Source organism: Streptomyces sp. NC-S4 (assembly GCF_054353315.1).
In genome coordinates this window covers 263,408-282,294 of record NZ_CM135937.1, presented here as the reverse complement: position 1 = coordinate 282,294, position 18,887 = coordinate 263,408, and the positions used below count along the sequence as shown (strand labels likewise).

The 18,887-nt window shown below is 73.1% G+C and carries 20 protein-coding genes and 1 pseudogene; 10 read left to right on the top strand and 11 right to left on the bottom strand.

Going from position 1 to position 18,887, the window contains the following annotated elements; all coding sequences use genetic code 11:
* Window positions 1–11 precede the first annotated feature (11 nt).
* A complete protein-coding gene (locus tag ACXNSR_RS01400) occupies window positions 12–1,049 on the bottom strand; it encodes a medium chain dehydrogenase/reductase family protein (RefSeq protein WP_458640286.1) in 1,038 nt (345 codons plus the stop codon).
* Between the two features lie 169 nt (window positions 1,050–1,218).
* Here ACXNSR_RS01400 and ACXNSR_RS01395 point away from each other — a divergent pair, with 169 nt between their 5' ends.
* Window positions 1,219–1,890, top strand: coding sequence for a TetR/AcrR family transcriptional regulator (locus ACXNSR_RS01395; protein ID WP_458640285.1), 672 nt, complete (start codon window positions 1,219–1,221; stop codon window positions 1,888–1,890).
* Window positions 1,891–2,014: 124 nt separating this feature from the next.
* On the opposite strand, the gene ACXNSR_RS01390 is transcribed toward ACXNSR_RS01395, so the two are convergent.
* Together ACXNSR_RS01390 and ACXNSR_RS01385 are read right to left on the bottom strand one after the other, a co-directional pair.
* Window positions 2,015–3,580, bottom strand: a complete 1,566-nt coding sequence (locus tag ACXNSR_RS01390; protein WP_458640284.1) for a mucoidy inhibitor MuiA family protein — start codon at window positions 3,578–3,580, stop codon at window positions 2,015–2,017.
* Between the two features lie 8 nt (window positions 3,581–3,588).
* Entirely contained in the window at window positions 3,589–5,730 is a 2,142-nt protein-coding gene (locus ACXNSR_RS01385; protein ID WP_458640283.1) for a DUF4139 domain-containing protein, read from the bottom strand.
* Between the two features lie 102 nt (window positions 5,731–5,832).
* On the opposite strand from ACXNSR_RS01385, the gene ACXNSR_RS01380 reads away from it, so the two are divergent.
* From ACXNSR_RS01380 to ACXNSR_RS01365, 4 genes are all read left to right on the top strand, one after another.
* On the top strand, window positions 5,833–6,192 hold the full coding sequence (locus ACXNSR_RS01380) for an MmcQ/YjbR family DNA-binding protein (protein ID WP_458640282.1): 360 nt from the start codon (window positions 5,833–5,835) through the stop codon (window positions 6,190–6,192).
* Window positions 6,193–6,281: 89 nt separating this feature from the next.
* Complete coding sequence (locus tag ACXNSR_RS01375; protein ID WP_458640281.1) at window positions 6,282–8,459, top strand: SpoIIE family protein phosphatase; 2,178 nt, start codon at window positions 6,282–6,284, stop codon at window positions 8,457–8,459.
* Between the two features lie 503 nt (window positions 8,460–8,962).
* Window positions 8,963–9,493 carry a hypothetical protein gene (locus tag ACXNSR_RS01370; RefSeq protein ID WP_458640280.1) on the top strand — a complete coding sequence of 177 codons (531 nt, stop codon included), beginning with the start codon at window positions 8,963–8,965 and terminating at the stop codon, window positions 9,491–9,493.
* A 120-nt stretch (window positions 9,494–9,613) separates the two neighbouring features.
* Window positions 9,614–9,757 carry a hypothetical protein gene (locus ACXNSR_RS01365; protein WP_458640279.1) on the top strand — a complete coding sequence of 48 codons (144 nt, stop codon included), beginning with the start codon at window positions 9,614–9,616 and terminating at the stop codon, window positions 9,755–9,757.
* 10 nt (window positions 9,758–9,767) lie between these two features.
* Here the strand turns inward: ACXNSR_RS01365 and ACXNSR_RS01360 are convergent, their stop codons facing one another.
* Window positions 9,768–10,682, bottom strand: a complete 915-nt coding sequence (locus tag ACXNSR_RS01360) for a DUF1648 domain-containing protein (protein ID WP_458643525.1) — start codon at window positions 10,680–10,682, stop codon at window positions 9,768–9,770.
* 71 nt (window positions 10,683–10,753) lie between these two features.
* Complete coding sequence (locus ACXNSR_RS01355) at window positions 10,754–11,101, bottom strand: GntR family transcriptional regulator (protein WP_458640278.1); 348 nt, start codon at window positions 11,099–11,101, stop codon at window positions 10,754–10,756.
* A gap of 133 nt (window positions 11,102–11,234) precedes the next feature.
* On the opposite strand from ACXNSR_RS01355, the pseudogene ACXNSR_RS01350 reads away from it, so the two are divergent.
* A pseudogene (locus ACXNSR_RS01350) lies at window positions 11,235–11,702 on the top strand (DoxX family protein); the annotation flags it as partial.
* A gap of 210 nt (window positions 11,703–11,912) precedes the next feature.
* Here the strand turns inward: ACXNSR_RS01350 and ACXNSR_RS01345 are convergent.
* The 3 genes from ACXNSR_RS01345 to ACXNSR_RS01335 all read right to left on the bottom strand — a co-directional run bounded on the left by ACXNSR_RS01345 (window position 11,913) and on the right by ACXNSR_RS01335 (window position 14,531).
* Window positions 11,913–12,437, bottom strand: coding sequence for a hypothetical protein (locus ACXNSR_RS01345; RefSeq protein WP_458640277.1), 525 nt, complete (start codon window positions 12,435–12,437; stop codon window positions 11,913–11,915).
* 370 nt (window positions 12,438–12,807) lie between these two features.
* Complete coding sequence (locus ACXNSR_RS01340; protein ID WP_458640276.1) at window positions 12,808–13,632, bottom strand: ribonuclease BN; 825 nt, start codon at window positions 13,630–13,632, stop codon at window positions 12,808–12,810.
* 161 nt (window positions 13,633–13,793) lie between these two features.
* A complete protein-coding gene (locus ACXNSR_RS01335) occupies window positions 13,794–14,531 on the bottom strand; it encodes a VOC family protein (protein WP_458643524.1) in 738 nt (245 codons plus the stop codon).
* A 337-nt stretch (window positions 14,532–14,868) separates the two neighbouring features.
* On the opposite strand from ACXNSR_RS01335, the gene ACXNSR_RS01330 reads away from it, so the two are divergent.
* The 4 genes from ACXNSR_RS01330 to ACXNSR_RS01315 all read left to right on the top strand — a co-directional run bounded on the left by ACXNSR_RS01330 (window position 14,869) and on the right by ACXNSR_RS01315 (window position 17,198).
* The gene (locus ACXNSR_RS01330; protein ID WP_458640275.1) at window positions 14,869–15,252 is read left to right on the top strand and encodes a PRC-barrel domain-containing protein; all 384 of its coding nucleotides are present in this window, start codon (window positions 14,869–14,871) and stop codon (window positions 15,250–15,252) included.
* A 148-nt stretch (window positions 15,253–15,400) separates the two neighbouring features.
* On the top strand, window positions 15,401–15,556 hold the full coding sequence (locus ACXNSR_RS01325; RefSeq protein WP_266601219.1) for a DUF6131 family protein: 156 nt from the start codon (window positions 15,401–15,403) through the stop codon (window positions 15,554–15,556).
* 126 nt (window positions 15,557–15,682) lie between these two features.
* Entirely contained in the window at window positions 15,683–15,856 is a 174-nt protein-coding gene (locus ACXNSR_RS01320) for a CsbD family protein (protein WP_078909548.1), read from the top strand.
* A gap of 217 nt (window positions 15,857–16,073) precedes the next feature.
* Window positions 16,074–17,198: a glutamate--cysteine ligase gene (locus ACXNSR_RS01315; protein ID WP_458640274.1), complete on the top strand. Its 1,125-nt coding sequence runs from the start codon at window positions 16,074–16,076 to the stop codon at window positions 17,196–17,198.
* A 14-nt stretch (window positions 17,199–17,212) separates the two neighbouring features.
* Here ACXNSR_RS01315 and ACXNSR_RS01310 read toward each other — a convergent pair whose 3' ends face one another.
* The 3 genes from ACXNSR_RS01310 to ACXNSR_RS01300 all read right to left on the bottom strand — a co-directional run bounded on the left by ACXNSR_RS01310 (window position 17,213) and on the right by ACXNSR_RS01300 (window position 18,824).
* Complete coding sequence (locus tag ACXNSR_RS01310) at window positions 17,213–17,698, bottom strand: DUF6328 family protein (RefSeq protein WP_458640273.1); 486 nt, start codon at window positions 17,696–17,698, stop codon at window positions 17,213–17,215.
* A 275-nt stretch (window positions 17,699–17,973) separates the two neighbouring features.
* Entirely contained in the window at window positions 17,974–18,423 is a 450-nt protein-coding gene (locus ACXNSR_RS01305) for an SRPBCC family protein (RefSeq protein WP_458643523.1), read from the bottom strand.
* A 278-nt stretch (window positions 18,424–18,701) separates the two neighbouring features.
* A complete protein-coding gene (locus ACXNSR_RS01300) occupies window positions 18,702–18,824 on the bottom strand; it encodes a hypothetical protein (protein ID WP_266446983.1) in 123 nt (40 codons plus the stop codon).
* Window positions 18,825–18,887 lie beyond the last annotated feature (63 nt).

Sequence of the window (18,887 nt, the reverse complement as noted above, 5' to 3'; positions counted from 1 at the left end):
CGGCGGCCGGGTCACGGGACGAGGACGACCTTCCCGGCGACCGTGCCGGACTCGGCGAGGCGCATCGCCTCGGCGGCGCGCGCCAGCGGGATCTGCGCCGCGACCTTGGCGGTGATCTCGCCGTGCTGGAGGGCGGTGAACACCTGGGTGAGGTCGGAGCGCAGGCGCGCCCGGAAGCGGTCCTTGGCGTAGGCGCGGCCGGCCCACACGTTGAAGAAGTACGCGCGGCGGCCGTTGGGCAGCGCGTTCCACACCCACACCCGGCCGAGCAGCCTGAGCACCGGCCACGAGCCGGAGCCCTGGTCGTCACGGGTGGCGGCGCTGCCGTAGGAGACGAGCGTGCCGCCGGGGGCCAGCAGCCGCCAGGAGTCGACGATGCCGTCGCCGCCCACGTGGTCGAACACCGCGTCCACTCCGCCGGGCGCCAGGGCCCGTACCCGTGCGGGGACGTTGCCGGAGCGGTAGTCGACGGGCGTCACCCCGAGCGCGAGCAGCGCGTCGTGGTGGCGGGTGGAGGCTGTGCCGATCACATGGGCGCCCGCGGTCAGTGCCAGCTGGACCAGGATCGAGCCGACACCGCCGTTGGCGCCGTGGACCAGGACGGTCTGGCCGGCACGCACCCGGGCCTTGCGGTGGAGCATCTGCCAGGCGGTGATGCCGTTGACCACCGCGGTCTCCGCGTCCACCGGGCTGACGCCCTCGGGCACCTCCACCACGTCGGCGGCGGTGAGCGCGACGTGGCTCGCCCAGCCGCCGGTCTTGGTCAGGGCGGCGACCCGCTTGCCGAGCAGCGCGTCACCGACACCCTCACCCACGGCCAGCACCGTGCCGACCAGGTCGTACCCGGGGACGAAGGGGTACGGCGGCTGGTCGTAGTACCGGCCGCGCCGCATCTGCTGCTCGGCGAAGGACACGCCCGTCGCCTCCATGGCGACGACCACCTGGCCGGCCGCCGGTACCGGGACGGGACCGCGGTGGAACTGCAGGCCCTCCGGCTCGACCTTGCCCGGTAGTACGACCTCGATCCGCTCGACGGTGTTCGTCATCATGACCTCCAGTGAGTTTCTGCTTGTCGTGTTTGTTAGAAGCCGTAACCAGAGTGATTGGCTATCTCGTCGATGTCAAGGGATCGCTCCGCTCGATCGGAAGTGGGTGTGACGATGGTGATAGCCTCTAACTCGTCAGACGGTGAAGGGCGAGCGGCGAGAGGCGGCAGGGATGACGGGCAGCACGACGACCCCCCGGGAGCGGTACCGGCAGCAGGTGCGTGACGAGGTCAAGGAGAAGGCCTGGCAGCAGATCGCCGGCTCCGGCGCCTCGGCGCTCTCCCTCAACGCGATCGCCAAGCAGATGGGCATGAGCGGACCGGCGCTGTACCGGTACTTCGCCAACCGCGACGAGCTGATCACCGAACTCGTCCGCGACGCCTACCGCAGCCTCGCCGACGCCTTCATCGCCGCCGCTGCCGACGGGGGAGCGGGCCGGCCCGGACTCGCCGGGCTGGCGCAGGTGCTGCGCCACTGGGCCCTGGCGGACCCGCACCGCTACTTCCTGGTCTACGGCACCCCGGTGCCCGGCTACCACGCGCCGCCGGACATCACCGGGATCGCCTCGGAACTGATGTCGGTCCTGCTGGACGCCTGCGCCGAGGCCGCCCCGGACGCGGCGCCGGACGCGGCGCCGCACGCCTTCGAGGACCACCTGGCCGCGCACCGCACATGGGCGGGCAGCCGTCCGGACGCCCCGCCGTCGGCGCTGCACCTGGCCCTGACCTTCTGGAGCCGGCTGCACGGAGTGCTGTCCCTCGAACTGGCGGGCCACTTCACCGGCATGGGCCTCGATCCGGCCCTGCTCTTCGCCGCCGAGGTCGACCGCCTCGTGCCGCGCTGAACCGCGTCAGACCCGGAAGAAGAACCGGTCGATCCCGCTCACCGCGTGGAAGCGGTGGTTCAGCACGCCGTCGTGGCCGCCCACAGCCGTCCGGGGTGGCCGTCGGGCACCGGCGTCGCTCCGCTCACAGCCCGGTGACCTTGGCGCTCGCCGACAGCTCGTAGACCAGTGTGACCGTCCGCCGGCCGCCCGGGGCCAGCGGGACGTCCCAGCGGGCGATGCCTTCGGGATCGACCGAGTCCGGCGCCGGCGAGCAGGCCTCCTTGCGCAGGCGCACCTCCACCGCCGAGACCTCGGAGACCGGGATCCGCTCCCGGACGACGACCACCCGTTCACCACTGTCCCCGGGGGCGGAGAACCGGGACAGGTGCAGCCGGACCGTGCGCGTGACCACCGTCCGCTGGGTGAATCCGGCCGAGTCCCGGGACTCCTCGGCGGACCGGACCACCCGGTGGTCGTCGCAGCTGCCGAAAGCCAGCTCGACCGGGGCGCCCGGGGCGGTGAAGCCCAGCGTGCCGCGGCCGCTGAACCCGCTGCCGCGGACCAGGTCCACGGGACCCGCCAGCAGTGCGTGACCGGACCGGTTGTCGAAGGACACCACCCGGGTGACCAGCGGGGACAGCTCGGGGGAGCAGGCGTACTCGCTGCTCGCGGCCGTACGGAAGGCGGAGAGCGGCACCCGGTGGGCGCGGCCGTCCCCGCGTACGGAGACCGGTACGGGGGAGTGCAGGACCCGCGCCTCGCCCCCGTCGTCCACACCGGGCAGGCCGAGCACCGCAGCCGCCGGACCGAGGTCCCCGATCTCCTCCTCGCGCAGTTCGACGTCGACCGTGCGGCGCTCCGCCGCCGTACGGTCGCCCAGTGCGAGCCGGTCCTCGTCCAGCCGCGGCGGCTCGGTCGCCAGTGCCGACCGGGCCGTCGACAGGGTCAGCCGTACGTCCGACCAGTCCTCGCCGGTGCGCTGCCAGACCATCGCATCGGTCTCCAGCGTCAGCGAGTCCCCGTCCAGAACGGCCCGGTAGGCGGGCCGCCACAGCGCGCACGGGGTGAGGTGGCTCAGACGCAGCCGCACCGGACCGGCGGCCGCGCTGTCCACGGTCAGCTCGATGTGGCCCACCAGCTCGGCGGGCTCGGTCTCGGAGCGGTCCAGGGCCTGCCGGGTCTCTGCGAGCTCGACGGCGAGGGCGGTCAACCGGGCGTCGACGGAACGCAGTTGCTCACCGTACGTATCGCGCTCGCCGTCCACCCGGTCCATCTCCAGGGCCCAGCGGGGCCCGTCGGTCTCCCCGGAGCCGGCGCCCTCCCCGATCTCCCGCAGCAGATCGGCGGCGAGGCGGCCGAGCAGGTCGAGACGGGCGTGCAGCCGGTCACGCCGCTGCCCCAGGGCGAGCTGCTCCTCTTCGAGGACGTGTACGCGCAGGCGCAGCGCGGAGTCCTCGTCGGCGGACGGCAGCGGTCCGCGCGGCTCCCAGCTACGGACGATCCGCACGTCGAGCACGGTGGCCCGGTGTTCGGCGGCCAGCTCGGCGTGCAGGGTGCGGTCGACGGCCAGCGCGCTGACCGGACCGAGCCGCAGCCGCTGGACCCCCGTCTCCAGGTCCAGTACGGCGGCGCGCTCGACGTGGGCGCGGTCCTCCAGGCAGGTGACGGCGGTGACGGGAAGGGCGATCGGCTTCGGGGCCGTGGACATGATGGGTGTCAGCTCCTGCGGTTGCCGCCGACCAGGGCCTTGCCGGCCGGGATGCGGATCTCGTAGCCGCCGTCGAGGGCGGTGGTCCCCCCGGCGGGCAGGTCCACCCGCCAGACGCGGGTGCCCGGGGCGTGGTGTTCCGGCCCGGCGCCGGCCTCGGGCGCCGTCCAGTCGGCGCGCTCCTCGATCCGGACGTCCGGATCGGAGGTGACGGGCACCCGCTCGTGGACCTCGACGGTGACCGGACCGGCGAGCCGGTTGGCCAGTTCCACGTGGACCTGGTGGTCGAGCACCGTGATGTTGTTGCGCAGGCCCGCGGTCGACTCGCGCAGGTTCGTACGGCGGGTGACCCGGACGCCCTCGGCGGGTCCGAGGCCCACCCGGCGGACCCCACCGGGGGCGAGCGTGGGCAGGGCGGCGGTCAGCAGGAAGTCCTCACCGACGGTGACCTCCACCGGGCCGGCCAGCAGCGCCTGGTCGGTGGCGTTGGAGAGCACCAGCGTGGCGTACACGGTCTGCTCCACGGACGGCACGCACACGTACTCGGTGCGCAGACCGACAGGGATCTCGCCGACGGTGACGGTGTGCCAGGTGCCGTCCGACGGAATGTCGGCGCGGGCGGCGGCGTCGAAGCGGTGGTCGAAGGAACCCGCCGACTCACGGGGCCGCACGGCGTGCCCGGGCAGCGGCAGCCCGCCCACCGCCTCGGCGCGGCGGCGGTGTTCGGCCGCCACCGGGTCGGCGGGGGAGTCGGCGAACAGCCGGCCCCGGCGACCGCCCGGCTCGTCGGGGCCGCACAGGACGAGGGCGGCGTAGTCGAGCTCGGCGCCGCTCGGCCGCGGCGGACCGGCCACCGGTTCCGGCGCCGGGACCGGCGCGGGCGCCGGGGGAGCGGCCCGCCCGGGGGCCGCGGGAGCCGCGGGGGCGGGAGCCCCGCCGAAGGCCGTGCCGCCGCCGCCCCGCGGCCTGCCGGCCGGCCGCGGGCGGGCCGGCGGCTGGGCGAGAGCGGGCATCGCAGCGGCGAAGCCGTCCGAGGAGGCGTCGTACGCGCCACCGGGCACCGGGAGCGCGCCGTAGCCCTGCGGCGCGGGCGGGGCCGCGGCTGCCGGGGCGGGTGGCGGCGGAGGGGGCGGCGGCACGGGACCGGACGCGGCGCCGACCCTGACGGCCGGTGGCAGCACGCCAGGGGGCAGCACGGCCGGGGCCGGGCGGCGCGGGCCGGCCGCCTCGTAGCCGGTGAACAGGTCGGCGAGACCCGCCGGAGGCTCGCGCCAGCCGGACGGCGCGGGGGCGGGCTGCCGGCGCCCGATCCGGACCGAACGGAGCTTCGGCAGGTCGGTGCGGCGCCGGAGGTCGGCGGTGGCCAGCGCGATGCGCACACCGGTCCAGTCCTCGCCGGTGCGCTGCGCGACCGAGGCGCGCAGCACCAGACGGCCGTCGCCGTCGCCCTGACGGTGCGTGAGCCGGTACGCAGGCACCCAGACGGCTCCCGGAACCCCGTACTCCAGCTCCAGCTCGACCTCCCCGGCACCGCCCTCCGAGGCACCCGCGGTGTCGAGGGTCAGGAGCGCGGAGACCGTCGTGTCCACGTGCGCCTGCGGAACGTCGGTGGAGGCCCGAGCGAGCTGGTCCGCGGCGACACCGAGCTCGTGCCCGACGACGCGCAGTGCGTCCTCCAGCTCGACGAGACGGGCGTGCAGCTCCGTCAGCCGCCCTTCGGTGAAGTCGGCGAGCTCCAGCCACGCGCCGACCGGGGTGCGGCGGTGCGGGGCCTCGGGGTCAGGGGCCGGGGGTACCGGTCGCAGGGCCGCGACCTCGTCGATCAGCACCCGTTGCCGGTCCCGGCGGCCCTGCGCCGCCGCGTACTCCTCGCGCAGCCGTTCGACCTCGAGCCGCAGGGCATCGGGCGCGCCGGCGCCGCGCGGGGCGGCCTCGACCTCCACCCGGGCCTCGGTCACGCGCACCCCGGGGACGCCCAGCACACCCGCCCGCAGCGAGCCCGGGTCGAGCGAGCGGGGCAGCCCCGTCACCCGTACCCGGCCGTCCGCCGGCACGCTGCCCCGGACCAGCCGGCGGCAGAGCGCGCCCTGCGCGTACACCACGACCGAATCGAGGGTCGAAACCCACCGCTGTGCCGTCTCCGCCGTCATACCCCGCCCCCCGATGCGTCCGTGCCGACCGAAGCCTACGCCCGCGCGGTCCGTGCGTCCGTGCCGAACCCCGATGTCAGTGGCCTGTCGTACGGTCGGGGTGTGAGCACGTCCGACGAAGTCCGTGAAATCGCCCTCGCCCTCCCGGAGACGACCGAGAAGGAAGCCTGGGCCATGCCCACCTTCCGGGTCGCCGGGAAGATGTTCCTGACCCTGCCCGACGACGAGACGTCGCTGGCCGTCCGCTGTCCCAAGGAGGAACGCGACGAGCTGGTCCGCGCCGAGCCGGAGAAGTTCTGGGTCGCGGACCACGAGGCGTCCTTCGCCTGGGTACGGGCGCGCCTCGCGGCCCTCGACGACACCGACGAGCTCCGTGCCATCGTCGTCGATTCCTGGCGCCAGGCCGCTCCGCCCGGCCTGCTCAGGGACCACCCCGACCTGGGGCCCCCGGGACCGCCCTGAGGCCCCGGCCGGGGCCGCGGCCGGCCGGTACGGGCTCGCCGGGACGGGCGGGTCCGACGGGAGGGGGGATATGGAGAGACCATGGTCAGGTGCGAAAGGTTCCGGGGCGTGATCAGCGGGCCGGCCGGCGTGCGCTGAGAGAGGCACTGGTCGGGGCCTGTGCCGACGCGGGAGCGTCCATCGGCATGCTCTACCTGCCCGACCCCGACCCCACCCGGCGCGTACTGCACCTGATGCTGACCTACGGGCTCTCCCGGGAGTTCGCGGCGCCCTGGTCCCGCGTCGCCCTGGACGACCCCATTCCGGTGGCGGACGCGGTCCGTGAGGGCCGGCTCGTCTGGCTCGGCGGCCAGGAGGACACGGCCCGGCGCTATCCGCGCCTCGGTCTCGTCCTCCCGTACGACTTCGCCCTTGCCGCCGTCCCCCTGGCGGGGGAAGCCGGCGGCCGGGCCCCCGAGCTCACCGGGGCCGGCCTGGTGTTCCTGTGGCCGGGCTCGCACGGGCCCGAGCTCGACGAGCGGGAGCGCAAGGCCCTGGATTCGGCCCGCGGCCTCCTGGCGCGCATCCTGCTGGCGGCCGCCGACGAGGGCGTGCCGCTGCGGCCGGCCCCGCATCCGGTCATCCTGCGACCGCTCCCCTCGCCCACGCCGGGGCCCGCCGAGGCCGCGGCCATCATGGCCTTCGTCCGGCGCCTCCCCGGAGGAAACTGCGCGCTCGACCTGAACGGCACCATCACCTTCATCACCCAGGAGGCGGCCGACCTGCTCGGCGCGCCCGTGTCCGGCCTGCTCGGAGCCCTGCCCTGGGAGGCCCTTCCGTGGATGGACACGCCCGCCATCGAGAACCACTACCGGGCCACCGCGATGAGCAGGCTGCCCCGGAGCTTCACCGCCGAGCGCCCCACCGGGCAGCAGCTGTGCTTCGACCTCTACCCGGACAACACGGGCATCAGTGTCCGCATCACCACGGTCGGTGACCGGGCCGGCCCACCGGCTCCCCTTCCGCAGCCGGACCCCGAGCAGTCCGCACCCAGCCGGGCCGCCGCGCTCTACCCGCTCATGCTGCTGGCAGCCACCCTCACCGAGGCCGCCCACGCGCAGGACGTCGTCGAGAAGGCCGCCGACCAGATCGTTCCCTCGATGGGAGCCCACGCCCTGGCCCTGCTGGCCGAGCAGGACGGCCGGGTGCGGATCGTCGGCCACCGCGGATACTCCGCCGATCACCTGGCGGAGCTCGACGGCACCCCCGTCTCGGCCGACACCGCCATCACCCACATCCTGCACACCTCCACCCCGCTGTTCTTCGGCGACGTGGGCGAGCTCCTGGCCGCGCACCCCGACGCGGTGGTCGAGGAGGGCATGGCCGCCTGGGCGTTCCTGCCCCTGATCGCCTCCAACCGCCCCATCGGCTCCCTCGTCCTCGCCTACCGGCACCCCCGGGTCTTCGCTCCCGGCGAGCGCGCCGTCCTGACTTCGATCGCCGGGCTCATCGCGCAGGCCCTGGACCGCGCCCGCCTCTACGACGCCACCCACCAGCTCGCCCGCAGCCTGCAGACCGGCCTCCTGCCCCACAACCTGCCCCGCGTCCCCCGCCTCGACGTGGCCGCCCGCTACCTCCCGGCCGCTTACGGCCTCGAGATCGGTGGCGACTTCTACGACCTCATCCGCATCGACGACACCACCGTCGCGGCCGCCATCGGCGACGTCCAAGGGCACAACGTGAACGCCGCCGCCCTCATGGGACAGGTCCGCACCGCCGTCCACGCGGGCGCCGGCGCACCCCCGGAAGAGGTCCTCGCCCGCACCAACCGGCTCCTGACCGACCTCGAACCCGGACTGTTCACCAGCTGCCTGTACGCCCATATCGACCTCGCCCGCCACACGGTCCGCCTGGCCTCCGCCGGCCACCCGCCGCCCCTGCTGCGCCACCCAGGCGGGAAGACCGAGATGCTGAACCTGCCGGCCGGCCTCCTCCTGGGCATCGAGCCCGGGGCCCCGTACACCGCCGTCGAGATCCCCTTCGGGCCCGGAGCCCTCCTCGCCCTCTACACCGACGGGCTGGTCGAAGCCCCCGGCCGGGACATCGAGGACGCCATCGGAGCGGTCGCGGGCCTGATCGGGGAGGCCCCCGAGCACCACCCGCTCGGGAAGCTGGCGGACGAACTCATCGACCACGCCCACCGCGACGGCCCCCGCCCCGACGACATCGCCCTCCTGCTGGTGCGCACCGAGGGCCGAGTCCCCTCCACGGTCGCGCACCGCGTCTGAACCGCCTCCGGTACGCCCCGGGCGGCGGCGCTCAGCGGTCCGTGCCCAGCCGGACCAGCATCTTCCCGGTGTTGGCGCCGCTCAGCACGCCGAGGAGGCGTCGGCCGCCCGCTCGATCCCGTCGGCCAGCCACCCGGCGGCCTTGCCGATCCACTCGGGGAACAGGTCGAAGTGGCTGGAGACCAGCATCCCCCGCAGGGCCGCTTCCCGGGCCGCGGCCCGGAAGAGGTTGTCCGGGCCCGGGGCCGGCCGCGTGGCGTTGTAGCCGCTGATTGCCCCACGTGCCAGCCGTGCCGTTGCACGTTGCCGATGGTGCTCTCGTCCACCTGGTCCGCCTCGGCGCGGTCGCCGGGTCGCCGCTTTCGGCCATTTCCGGACGGGGGAGTGGCATGCTCCTGACAATTGAAGGTCCCTGTGGGACTCTCCCGGCACGCACTCCGCACACTCTGTGAGGCCCCACGCCTCGCCCACCCCCACCAGTACGTGGCATGGAGGAGCGAACCATGAGGCACATCACGCACGGCATCCGTATCTCCCGTCTCGCCGGCATCGCGACGCTGGTCGTCGCGGCGGCGTTCACCGGCACCGGCACAGCCCTCGCGCACAGCACCGGCGCCTCGGCCGCGGACCAGAAGGTCGACGGCGTGATGGTGGTCGCCGGCAACAGCTGCAGCTGGACCAATGCGAGCACCGGCGCCGTTCCCCCGAACGCCCTCACCGTCGACCGCACGACGATCAACGCACCGGGCGGAAACCTGGCCTGCGGCGGGGGCATCGCCGCCACGCTCAACAACAACCCCGCCTTCACCTTCGACGACGCCGCCGACACGGCGCGCACCGATCTGATCGACATCACCGGCAAGCAGAGCTTCATCTCCTGCCGTTACAAGGCGACCGGCATCGTGTGGGACCGCGACGCGACGAGCCGGAAGTACATCAACCGGGCCTTCACGGCCACCAAGACCTCGGGCAGCTTCCTGTGCCCGGGATCGGTCACCACCCCGGCCGGGGACGCGTCGATGCTGTTCCACTGACCCACAGCCCGGCCGCAGCCCGGCCGCAGCCCGGCCGCAGCCCGGCCGTGGCCGGGTGAGGCCGGGCGGAAGGATCCGGTCCGCCCGGCCCCCGTCTCCCCGACCTCCCCGGGGGACCTGTTGCACGCCGTTCTGGGCCGAGCCGAGTCCGCCTGGGCGCTGCTTCCCGGCCTGCGGGAGGAGCTGGAGGCCGTCGTCGCGGATCTGCCGGCGGAGGAGCGGGCCGAGCTCAGGCTGTACGGGCCGACCGGGCGCCGGAGTTGAGCGGCCGGGTTCAGGGCTGCTCGGTGTGCGCCCCGGCCAGGGAGTTCAGCAGGGCCGCCCCCCGCTCGGCGTCGTCCACGCTGACCGCGAAGTTCTTGCCCCTGGCCCGGATCACCAGGCACGCGCCGCTGCGCAGCATCACCGTCGTGCCCAGCCCGCTGAGCCGGTAGCCCCAGCCGCCGACCTGCGCCGGCCTGCGGTTCTCGGCCCGCGCCCACTCGATGTCCGCCGCGTCCCAGCGCCGCACCGGCCACCCGAGGGGCCCGAACGCCACGTCCATGCCGCGCTCCGTGACCCGTACCCGTACCGAGGCGCAGGCCAGCACCGACACCGAGGCGAACACGAACGGCACGGTCAGCAGCCACATCGGCGCCGTCCGGTCGCCGAACTCCACAAGCTGTGCGGCCGGCGCGCCCACCCCGGGGACGGCCGCGAGGAGGTACAGCCACCGGTTCTCCGCGGAGGCGAGCCACACGCGGCGCTCACCTGCGGGAATGTCCATCCGAGGGCCCTGCCCGCGGGAGGCGGTGGACGCGCGGCGACCGCTCGCCAGCACCCCCACCAGCCCGGCCGCGCCCGCCGCCACGACCGTGCTCACGGCCCCGACGGTGACCGGGTCCGCTTCGTGCCAGTCCGCATGGGAGAGGTTCGCCCGCACGATCGAGACCTGCGCCCCGGCCAGCAGCACCCCGCACGACACCAGCACCGCCCCGCGCCACCGGCGGGCCGCCCGCCAGAACACCGCACCCGTGACGAGCACGGCCCAGATCGCGGCCGGTACCAGTACGACCGCCCAGAGCGGATGCGCACCGTCCGGCTCCCCGGACGCGTTCCAGTGCGTCGCCAGCAGGTCCTCGAACCCCCTGCGCGCCGCCAGCGGCACCAGCGCCAGCAGCGCGAGGATCCCGGCCGCCCAGGCGGCCATCCCCCACACGGGCCCGCTCCTCGACCCCGCTAAGCCATTCGGCCCACGGTCCCCGCGGTCCTCGTACCCACTCACTGCGCCTCCTTGATCATTTCTATGAGATCGGCCCTGCCGTATCCCAGGCGCGCGCCGTCGGCCACCAGTTCCCGCACCCGCTCCAGCAACGCCGACCGCCCGTCCGCCCCGCCGGCCACGGTCACCCCGCGGCCGCGCCGGAACTCCAGCAGCCCCTCGTCGCGCAGCGCGCGCAGCCCCCGTAGGACGGTGTTGACGTTGACGCCCAGCGCCTGCGACAACTCCCGCGCCGACGGCAACCGGTCACCCGGCCCGCATTCCCCCTCGGCGATCGCACGCCGAACGGCCCCGGCCACCTGCTCGTGCAGGGGGCGGTTGTCCGCGATGTTCAGCCTCAGCAACATGGTGCCAATAACGCTAGCACCATCCACTTCATCCGACACCCCTCGTGATCCGGACGCGCAAGGAGGTGTCCCGTGGCCGTGAAGAGGGGGCTCCCGGGTCGAACCGGATGGCGGGAGCCCTCGTGTGAGGGGCATGAACACGCCTTCCGCCGGCCTCCGCGCGAGAGCCTCCGAGTACGCACTCCTGCCGCTGCGCCTCTTTCTCGGCGTCACCTTCGTCTACGCCGGTCTGGACAAGCTGACCGATCCGGCATTCCTGTCCGCCACCGGAGACGGTTCGATCGGCCAGCAGATGGAGGCGGTGCGGGACGCCGCGGGCGTGCCCGCGCTGATCGACCTCTCCCTGACCCGGCCGGTCGCCTTCGGCATCGCGATCGCCCTCGGCGAGCTGGCCGTCGGACTGGGCGCCCTGGTCGGCCTGCTGACCAGGATCGCGGCTCTCGGCGGGGCGCTGATCTCGCTCAGCCTGTGGCTGACCATGAGCTGGTCGACCACCCCGTACTACTTCGGCGCGGACGTGATCTACCTGCTGGCCTGGACCCCCCTGATCCTCGCCGGCGCGCCGGCGCTGTCCCTCGACGCGCTGCTCCACCGGCGGCGCGGCGCGACCGCCCGGGTGCGTGCCGACTCCGGCCCGACCGCGACGTCCACCGGAACCCGCGCGGGTGCCCGGCGGGCCCGGGCCCGGGGCCGGGCCGGGGCCCGGGTCAGTCCGTGATGCGCGCCGCCCGCCGGACCGGCTGCGTCCGGACATGACGGAGCCCCCGCTCCACCTGACCGGGAGAGGGGGCTCCGCTCGATCGGATTCGACTCAGAGCACGCTCTTCGACGCGCTGTCGACGACGCACTCCTTGTACTCGCTGCCGTCACCCTTGCCGGTGTACGGCGCGGTCGCCTCGGCCTGCTTCGACGCACCCGCCTTGACCGTGAGTGCGGCGACCTTGGCCTGGGCGGGGGTCGCCGCCGAGGCGGCGCTCCCGCGGAACTTCATGGTGATGTTGTAGGTGTAGTCCACCGAGCCGCTGTTGGTGACGGTGATCTTGGCGACGAGGTTCTTGCCCGACGCGTCCATCTTGCACGCGTCGATCCTGATGTCGCGCTCGGCCTTGTTGTTGCTGGATCCACCGGTGACCGAGGAACCGCCCGGGCTGCTGCCGGTGCTGCCGCTCGTGGTGTCGCTGCCGTGGCTGCCGCCGGAGCTGCTGGAACCACTGGAACCCGAACCGGAACTGTGGCTGCTGCCACCGCAGCTGCCGCCGTGGGAACCACGGGCTCCGGTGAGTGCGAAGATTGCGATACCGAATACGGCTACCGCGCGGACATGGCGAAGCTTCACGTCAACCCCGTTGAAATATCAGTGTGCGAGAGGCCCTATTTGATGGGCGCATGACACCCTAACAGCGGATGCGCGACCCTCTGCCCACCCTCGTGCCGCGTGTCCCGTACACGGCCCTGCACGGCCCGTCATGTAGGTGTGGGCTGCAATTACTTGGGTGCGGCCAGGGTCCGGCGCTCGTTCGTGTGCACCGTAACAGGGCGGTACGACAAAGCCGTCGGCACTCGCGCCACCGGTCGAGCCGAGCGCGTTCGCCGAAGTCGCCCCGGTGGCAAGCCTCTTGGCAATCAGGGGCCGACACTGCCCCGCGAACCCGTTGCAGTCGTACAGGCGGATCTCATGGCCGTCGGCACCCGTCCCGCGCACTCGCCTACCCGGGCCGAGGAGGGCCGGACCGGCGGGGCAGTTCGTCGTGGAGCAGGCGGCCGGCCAGTGCGCCGCCGAAGACGACGACACCGATGCCGACGAGCCAGGTCTGGATGACGAGGACGGTCCCGAAAGGCCCGTACGTGACAGCACTGGAAGCGATCAGCGGTGAGAAGACCAGCCGGGAGAAGATCCGCAGCCCGAGCAGCGCGATCATGGTGGCGACCGCCCCGGGAAGCAGAGCGGTCCACGCCACCCGGCCGCCGAGCAGCAGCCGCTGGGACCACCAGAAGAACAGGGTGCCGATCGCCACCGTCACGAAACCGCGGGCCGGTGAATCACGCCAGGGCGGTGTGATGGCCGACAGGTACAGGACCCCGATCAGCACGCCGAGCCAGACCACATGGCGCCACCTGGCCCACCAGCGAGCCGGGGGCAGGTCCCAGATCCTTTCGTAGCCGCTCTGCAGCATGGTTCCGAAGGACAGGCCGAACACGGTGAGCACGGCGAGGCCGAAGGCAGTCGTGGTCCGCCATGCCTGGCCGGGCAGGGCGAAGAGCCGGTCGATCTCCGCCCTGGCGGCCGGCGACACGCCGAGCCCGTCTCCCAGCCATTGCGCGAACCCCTGCCCGGTGGCGGTGTCCGCCGCGGACACGACGATCAGCAGCGGCACCAGCGTCAGGAACCCCAGCGCGGAGAATCCGAGCGAGCGCTGCCACAGCTCGACGTCCCGGACGCGCCCCCAGTGGCGTCCGGCCCGCGCGCGGCGTATCGCGCTGCGTATCCGTCCGACGGGCGACAGCCGACCGGATCCACCCGATCCGATCATTTCGCCGGGTCACGCTCGGAAGAGTCGTCGAGGCTGTTCCGTGACCGGGAGCGAGGGGCCGGGGAGGAGGTGACTAGCATGGCCGCTCCAGGTGTCGCTCCCACGATAGGGCTCTCGCGTCGGCGAATCCATTGGCGCGGCCTCCGGCCCTGCCGGCCGGTTCAGGACAGCTGATCCCGGGGTGTCACCACGGTGAAGAGCGCTCCCTCGGGATCGGCGAGGACGACCCACCGGCTCGTGCTGGACGTCTGCACGGGCGATGCGGTCCTGCCGCCCAGCCGGATCGCGGCCTCGACCACCGTCTCCAGGTCGGGCACGCGGAAGTGGACGTGCCATCGCGGCCGGACCTCGGGGTCCGGTGCCTCTTCGAGCGCGCCGCCGCTGATGCGGGCCACGGTGTCGCGCCCGTGGCGCAGGACGACATGGGCGTGCTCGTAGGAGACGGCGCAGCAGCCGGGGCGGGAGCCGGCCCAGTCGAGGACCTCCCCGTAGAAGATGGCGGCCGCGAACGCGTCCCGCGTCCGCAGTTCCAGCCAGGCCGGTGCACTGCCACGGCCGACCGACCAGTCGGGGAGCACCTCGCCCTGCCAGAAGCCGAAGACCGCCCCGGCGGGATCCGCCGCCAGGGCGATGCGGCCGGTGCCGAAGGCCACGGGGCCGACCGCCATCGTGGCGCCCCGTTCCACGACCCGGGCAGCGGTCACGTCGGCATCCTCGACGGCGAAGTACGGCGTCCACAGCACCGGCGCGCCCGTGCTCCCGGCCAGTGCGCCGATGCCCGCCACGGGGGCTCCGTCGCGGAAGGCGACCATGATGCCGCCGCCGAGGTGGGTGGGGCGGAAGTCCCAGCCGAGCACCCCGGCGTAGAACCGCTGTGTGGCTTCGAGATCCCGGGCCAGCAGACTCACCCAGCACGGGGAACCGAAGATCTCGTGGCTCGAAGTCGACACAGCTGTCAGCCTCATCTGCCGTTGACGGGGGCGGGACCCTTCCACCGTAGACCGGGCGGCGGCGCTGGGCCGCGAGGCGCGGTTCGAACCGGGCGATGTCCCCCTTCGGCCGTGCGGTGGTCCTCGCGCGGCCCGTGCCGGTGTTTGGCCGGCGGCAGGGCGGGCAGCCGCGTCAACACGCGGGGCCCCGCGACGGCGGTCCGGCGTGTCGCGAAGCGGTCCGTGGCCGTTCGGTCGGCCGGGAACGCGCGCGGCGGGTCACCCCTACCGGGAGGAGTTGTTTCGCGTGACTGAGCATGTGTGGAGCTTCCGGCCGGCATCGGGCCACCTGACCTGGGCCGATCTCACCGGGTACAGGGTCGAGGCGACCGACGGTCACATCGGGAAGGTCGACAAGCACTCCTATGACGTGGGCGACGCCTACCTGGTCGTCGACACCGGTGTGTGGATCTTCGGCAAGGAGGTCCTCCTCCCGGCGAGCACCGTGTCCCGGATAGACCTGGAACAGGAGACCGTCTACGTGAACGCCGACAAGGAGCGGATCAAGAACGCCCCCGAGTTCCACCGGGACAAGCACCTGCGGGACTCCGGCTACCGGGAGGAGGTCGGCAGCTACTACGGCATCACCTGGCTGCCCGGCGAAGGCCCGGTCGGCAGCCACCGCGGCTGAGGAGCAGGGCCGCGGCGTGCATGTTTTCTCCGTTGCCGAAAAACATCGGGCCTGGACGGTAGAGATGGATTTCGAGGGTAGACGCCCTACCAGACGCCCCGGCGGATCCCAATGGTCCGTCGAATTCCGAAGCGGGAACGAGGAAATCATGATTGTTGTCGGGCTTATTCTGCTGCTCGTCGGATTTCTCACCGGGATCTCCATCCTGTGGACCATCGGGATCATCCTGCTCGTGGTCGGTGCGGTGCTGTGGATCCTGGGCTCGGTCGGGCACGCGGTCGGCGGCCGCCGCCACTACTACTGACTGACCGGTCGGCCCTGCGCCGCAAGAGGGACGCCGAGGCTCGGAATTCGACCACCGGAATTCCGGTCGGATGAAAGACGTACGCAGTCCCCATTTTCGTTCCGATTGACCAGGGAGTGATCAACTGTGTCGGACAAGGAGAAGAGCCGCGCCAAGGCCGAACAGGCCAAGGGAAAGCTCAAGGAGACCGCAGGACGCGCGGTCGGCAATGAACGCCTGACCACGGAAGGCAGGGCGGAAAAGGCCAAGGGCGACGCCCGTCAGGCCAAGGAGAAGATGAAGGACGTCTTCAAGCGCTGACCGCGCACCAGCCTCCGTGCCGAGGTCCCGCACCCGTTCCGGGTGCGGGACCTCGGCATGTTCACGGCGGTACCGTCCGTGACGGCGGATGCATGGAGCCGCGATACGTGTGAACGTGAGACGGCAAGGTTTCCGCGGGTGCGTGCGGCATCGGGGCGCTCACCTCGAACGCGGCCACCTGTATCGATCTGAACCCGGGAGCGATGGGCGGCGGCGGATGCGAAGCGTGGGCGTGGAAGAAGAGCTGTTGCTGGTGGACGCTGCCACCGGTGAGCCGCTGGCCGTGTCGGGCGCGGTCCTGGCGGCGGCCGACCACTGCACGGGGGAGTGTTCCAGGGGCGGGGGAGCGAAGGAGCACGTCTTCGAGAAGGAGCTCCAGAGGGAGCAGGTGGAGTTCGGCACCAGGCCTGTGACGGAGATGGGCGAGCTCCAGGAGGAGATCGTCCGCTGGCGCACGGAGGCGGCACGGCACGCGGCGTCCGCCGGAGCCCTCGTGGCGGCCCTGGGCACCTCGCCCCTGCCCGTTCGGCCCTCGCGCAGCACCGGGCAGCGGTACGAGTGGATCGCCGAGCAGTTCGGTCTGACCGCGCAGGAGCAGCTGACCTGCGGATGCCACGTCCACGTCGCGGTCGAGTCGGACGAGGAGGGCGTGGCCGTCCTGGACAGGATCCGCCCCTGGCTCGCCGTACTGATCGCGATGAGCGCGAACTCACCCTTCTGGCAGGGCACGGACAGCGGGTACGGAAGCTACCGGAGCCGCGTCTGGAACCGCCTGCCCTCGGCCGGGCCCGTGGACGTCTTCGGGTCCGCCGACCGCTACCACGAGCAGGTCCGCACGATGGTGGACACCGGAGTGCTGCACGACGAGAGGATGATCTACTTCGACGCCCGCCTGTCGGCCGTCTACCCCACGGTGGAGGTCCGGGTCGCGGACGTCTGTCTGGAGGCGGGGACCACGGTGCTGCTGGCCGCCCTCGTCCGCGCGCTGGTGGAAACGGCCGCCCGGGCCTGGCGGGCCGGGGAACCGCCGCCCCGGATCGATACCGGCCTGCTGCGACTGGCCGGCTGGCGGGCCGGACGGTCGGGGCTGGACGGACCGCTGCTGCACCCCCTGACGATGCGGGAGACCCCTCCCGCCGCCGCCGTACGGGCCCTCCAGGAGTACGTCCGCCCGGCGCTCGTCGACCACGGCGACGAGGAACGGGTGAACGCGGAGATCGCCACCCTCCTGGAACGGGGCAACGGTGCCCGCGTCCAACGCGCGCTGCTGGCCGAGCGGGGCGATCTGGCGGGCGTGGTCCTGGGCTGCGCCGACACGACGACGGCCACACCCGCCTTCTGAGACGGCCCGGCTGCTCAGTCCGCCGCGGTGTAGCGGACGCGGGCCCAGATGGGGAGCACGAACCAGCACAGGAGGTACCAGGCCAGGACTCCCGCGACCAGCCACGGCACGACGGCGTTGTCCATGGCCACCCGCAGCACGAGGAGGAGGGCACAGGTGCAGGTGGCCAGGAGCAGGATCAGTCCCGTGAAGGTCAGACGGGAGGCCCACGCGACGGCCTCGGGTTTGATCCGGCGGCCCGACACGATGCGGTGGAAGGAGACGGGTCCGATCAGCGCCCCCGTCGCCAGCGCGCCCAGCACCACGGTGACGACGTAGATCACCTTGTCGGTCTGGGGCAGGCTCTGGAAATGCGGGGTGAAGGCGACGGTCAGCAGGAAGCCGAAGAGGATCTGCACGCCCGTCTGCGCGACGCGGATCTCCTGGATGAGCTCCTGCCACTGCCGGTCCGCGCGCTCCTCCACGCTCTCGCGCCGCCCGTTCCGGGCATCCTGCGCCATCAGGCCTCCTCCTGTCCGCCGGGGCTGTGGCGCAGGTGCGCGCGAGCCCCCGCACGGGCAGCCCGGCGATCCGGCGACCGGGCCGCCGTGGCGGACCGTCAGCGGGGCAGGCGTGCACCGCCGTCCACAGGGTAAACGCGCCCGCACGGGATGGAGGCACATCCGGCGGCGGCGTGGTGAGCGGCCTGCGGCTGGGCCGGGCCGTACATCCGCACCGCAGGCACCGGTGGCACCGCTGACCCCGGACGCCGGCCCCCGGCCGCTGCCGCTCGCCGTCAGACCTCGCCGCGCCACGCGCCCGTCCCGGCGCCGCGGGACTCGATGAACAGCTTGAACCGCTTCAGGTCCCCGGCGACCTGCCGCTTGACGAAGCCCAGCTTGTCGGCGGCGTTCTCGGCCAGCCCCTCGGGCACCCAGTTCATGTGCAGGACGACCTTGGTGGTGGTCGCGTCGATGGGCTGGAAGGTCACCAGCCCGGCCTGGCGGGTCTCCCCGTCCACCGTCATCCACGCGACGCGGCGGTCCGGGTACTGCTCGGTGATCTGAGCGTCGAACTCACGCCGCACGCCGTTCACGTTCGTCACCCAGTGGGTGAGCGTGTCCGTGCGCTGCTCGATGCGTTCGACCCCCTCCATGAAGGCCGGGAACTCCTCGAACTGCGTCCACTGGTTGTAGGCTGTCCGCGCCGGAACGTTGACCTCGACGTACTCCTCGACGTGCGACATGCGTACCCCTTCCGTGTCGTCGGCGCCGCCGCCCGCGTCCCGCGATGCGGTCACCGCCGTCAGGACCGTGCAGGACCGCGGCCGCACGCGGTGCCCGGGGGGACGGGACACCGGCGTGCGGCCGCGGATCCCGGCGGGTCGCCGCCCCGCTCGAAACGGCGACCCGCCGACACCTACGCGTCTGGCCCCGAATCGAGGGCTCAAACAGGACCGGGGAAAGAATTCGTGGACCCCCGCTCCGAGGACCCCCGCTCCGAGGACCACCGCTCCGCGGACGCCTACCGGTGCCGGGCCAGGCTGTGGAGCAGGACGAGGAGGGCGAACGCGATGACGGCCAGATGGATCCAGGCGGGGCCGGGTGCCGGGGTCAGGGCCAGGGAGTCGAGCGCGTGGGATGTCATACCGCGCGCCTGCCCCCGTCGCGCGGAACGAAGCTCCGGTACGGGGGCGTGGGCGGGGCGGGC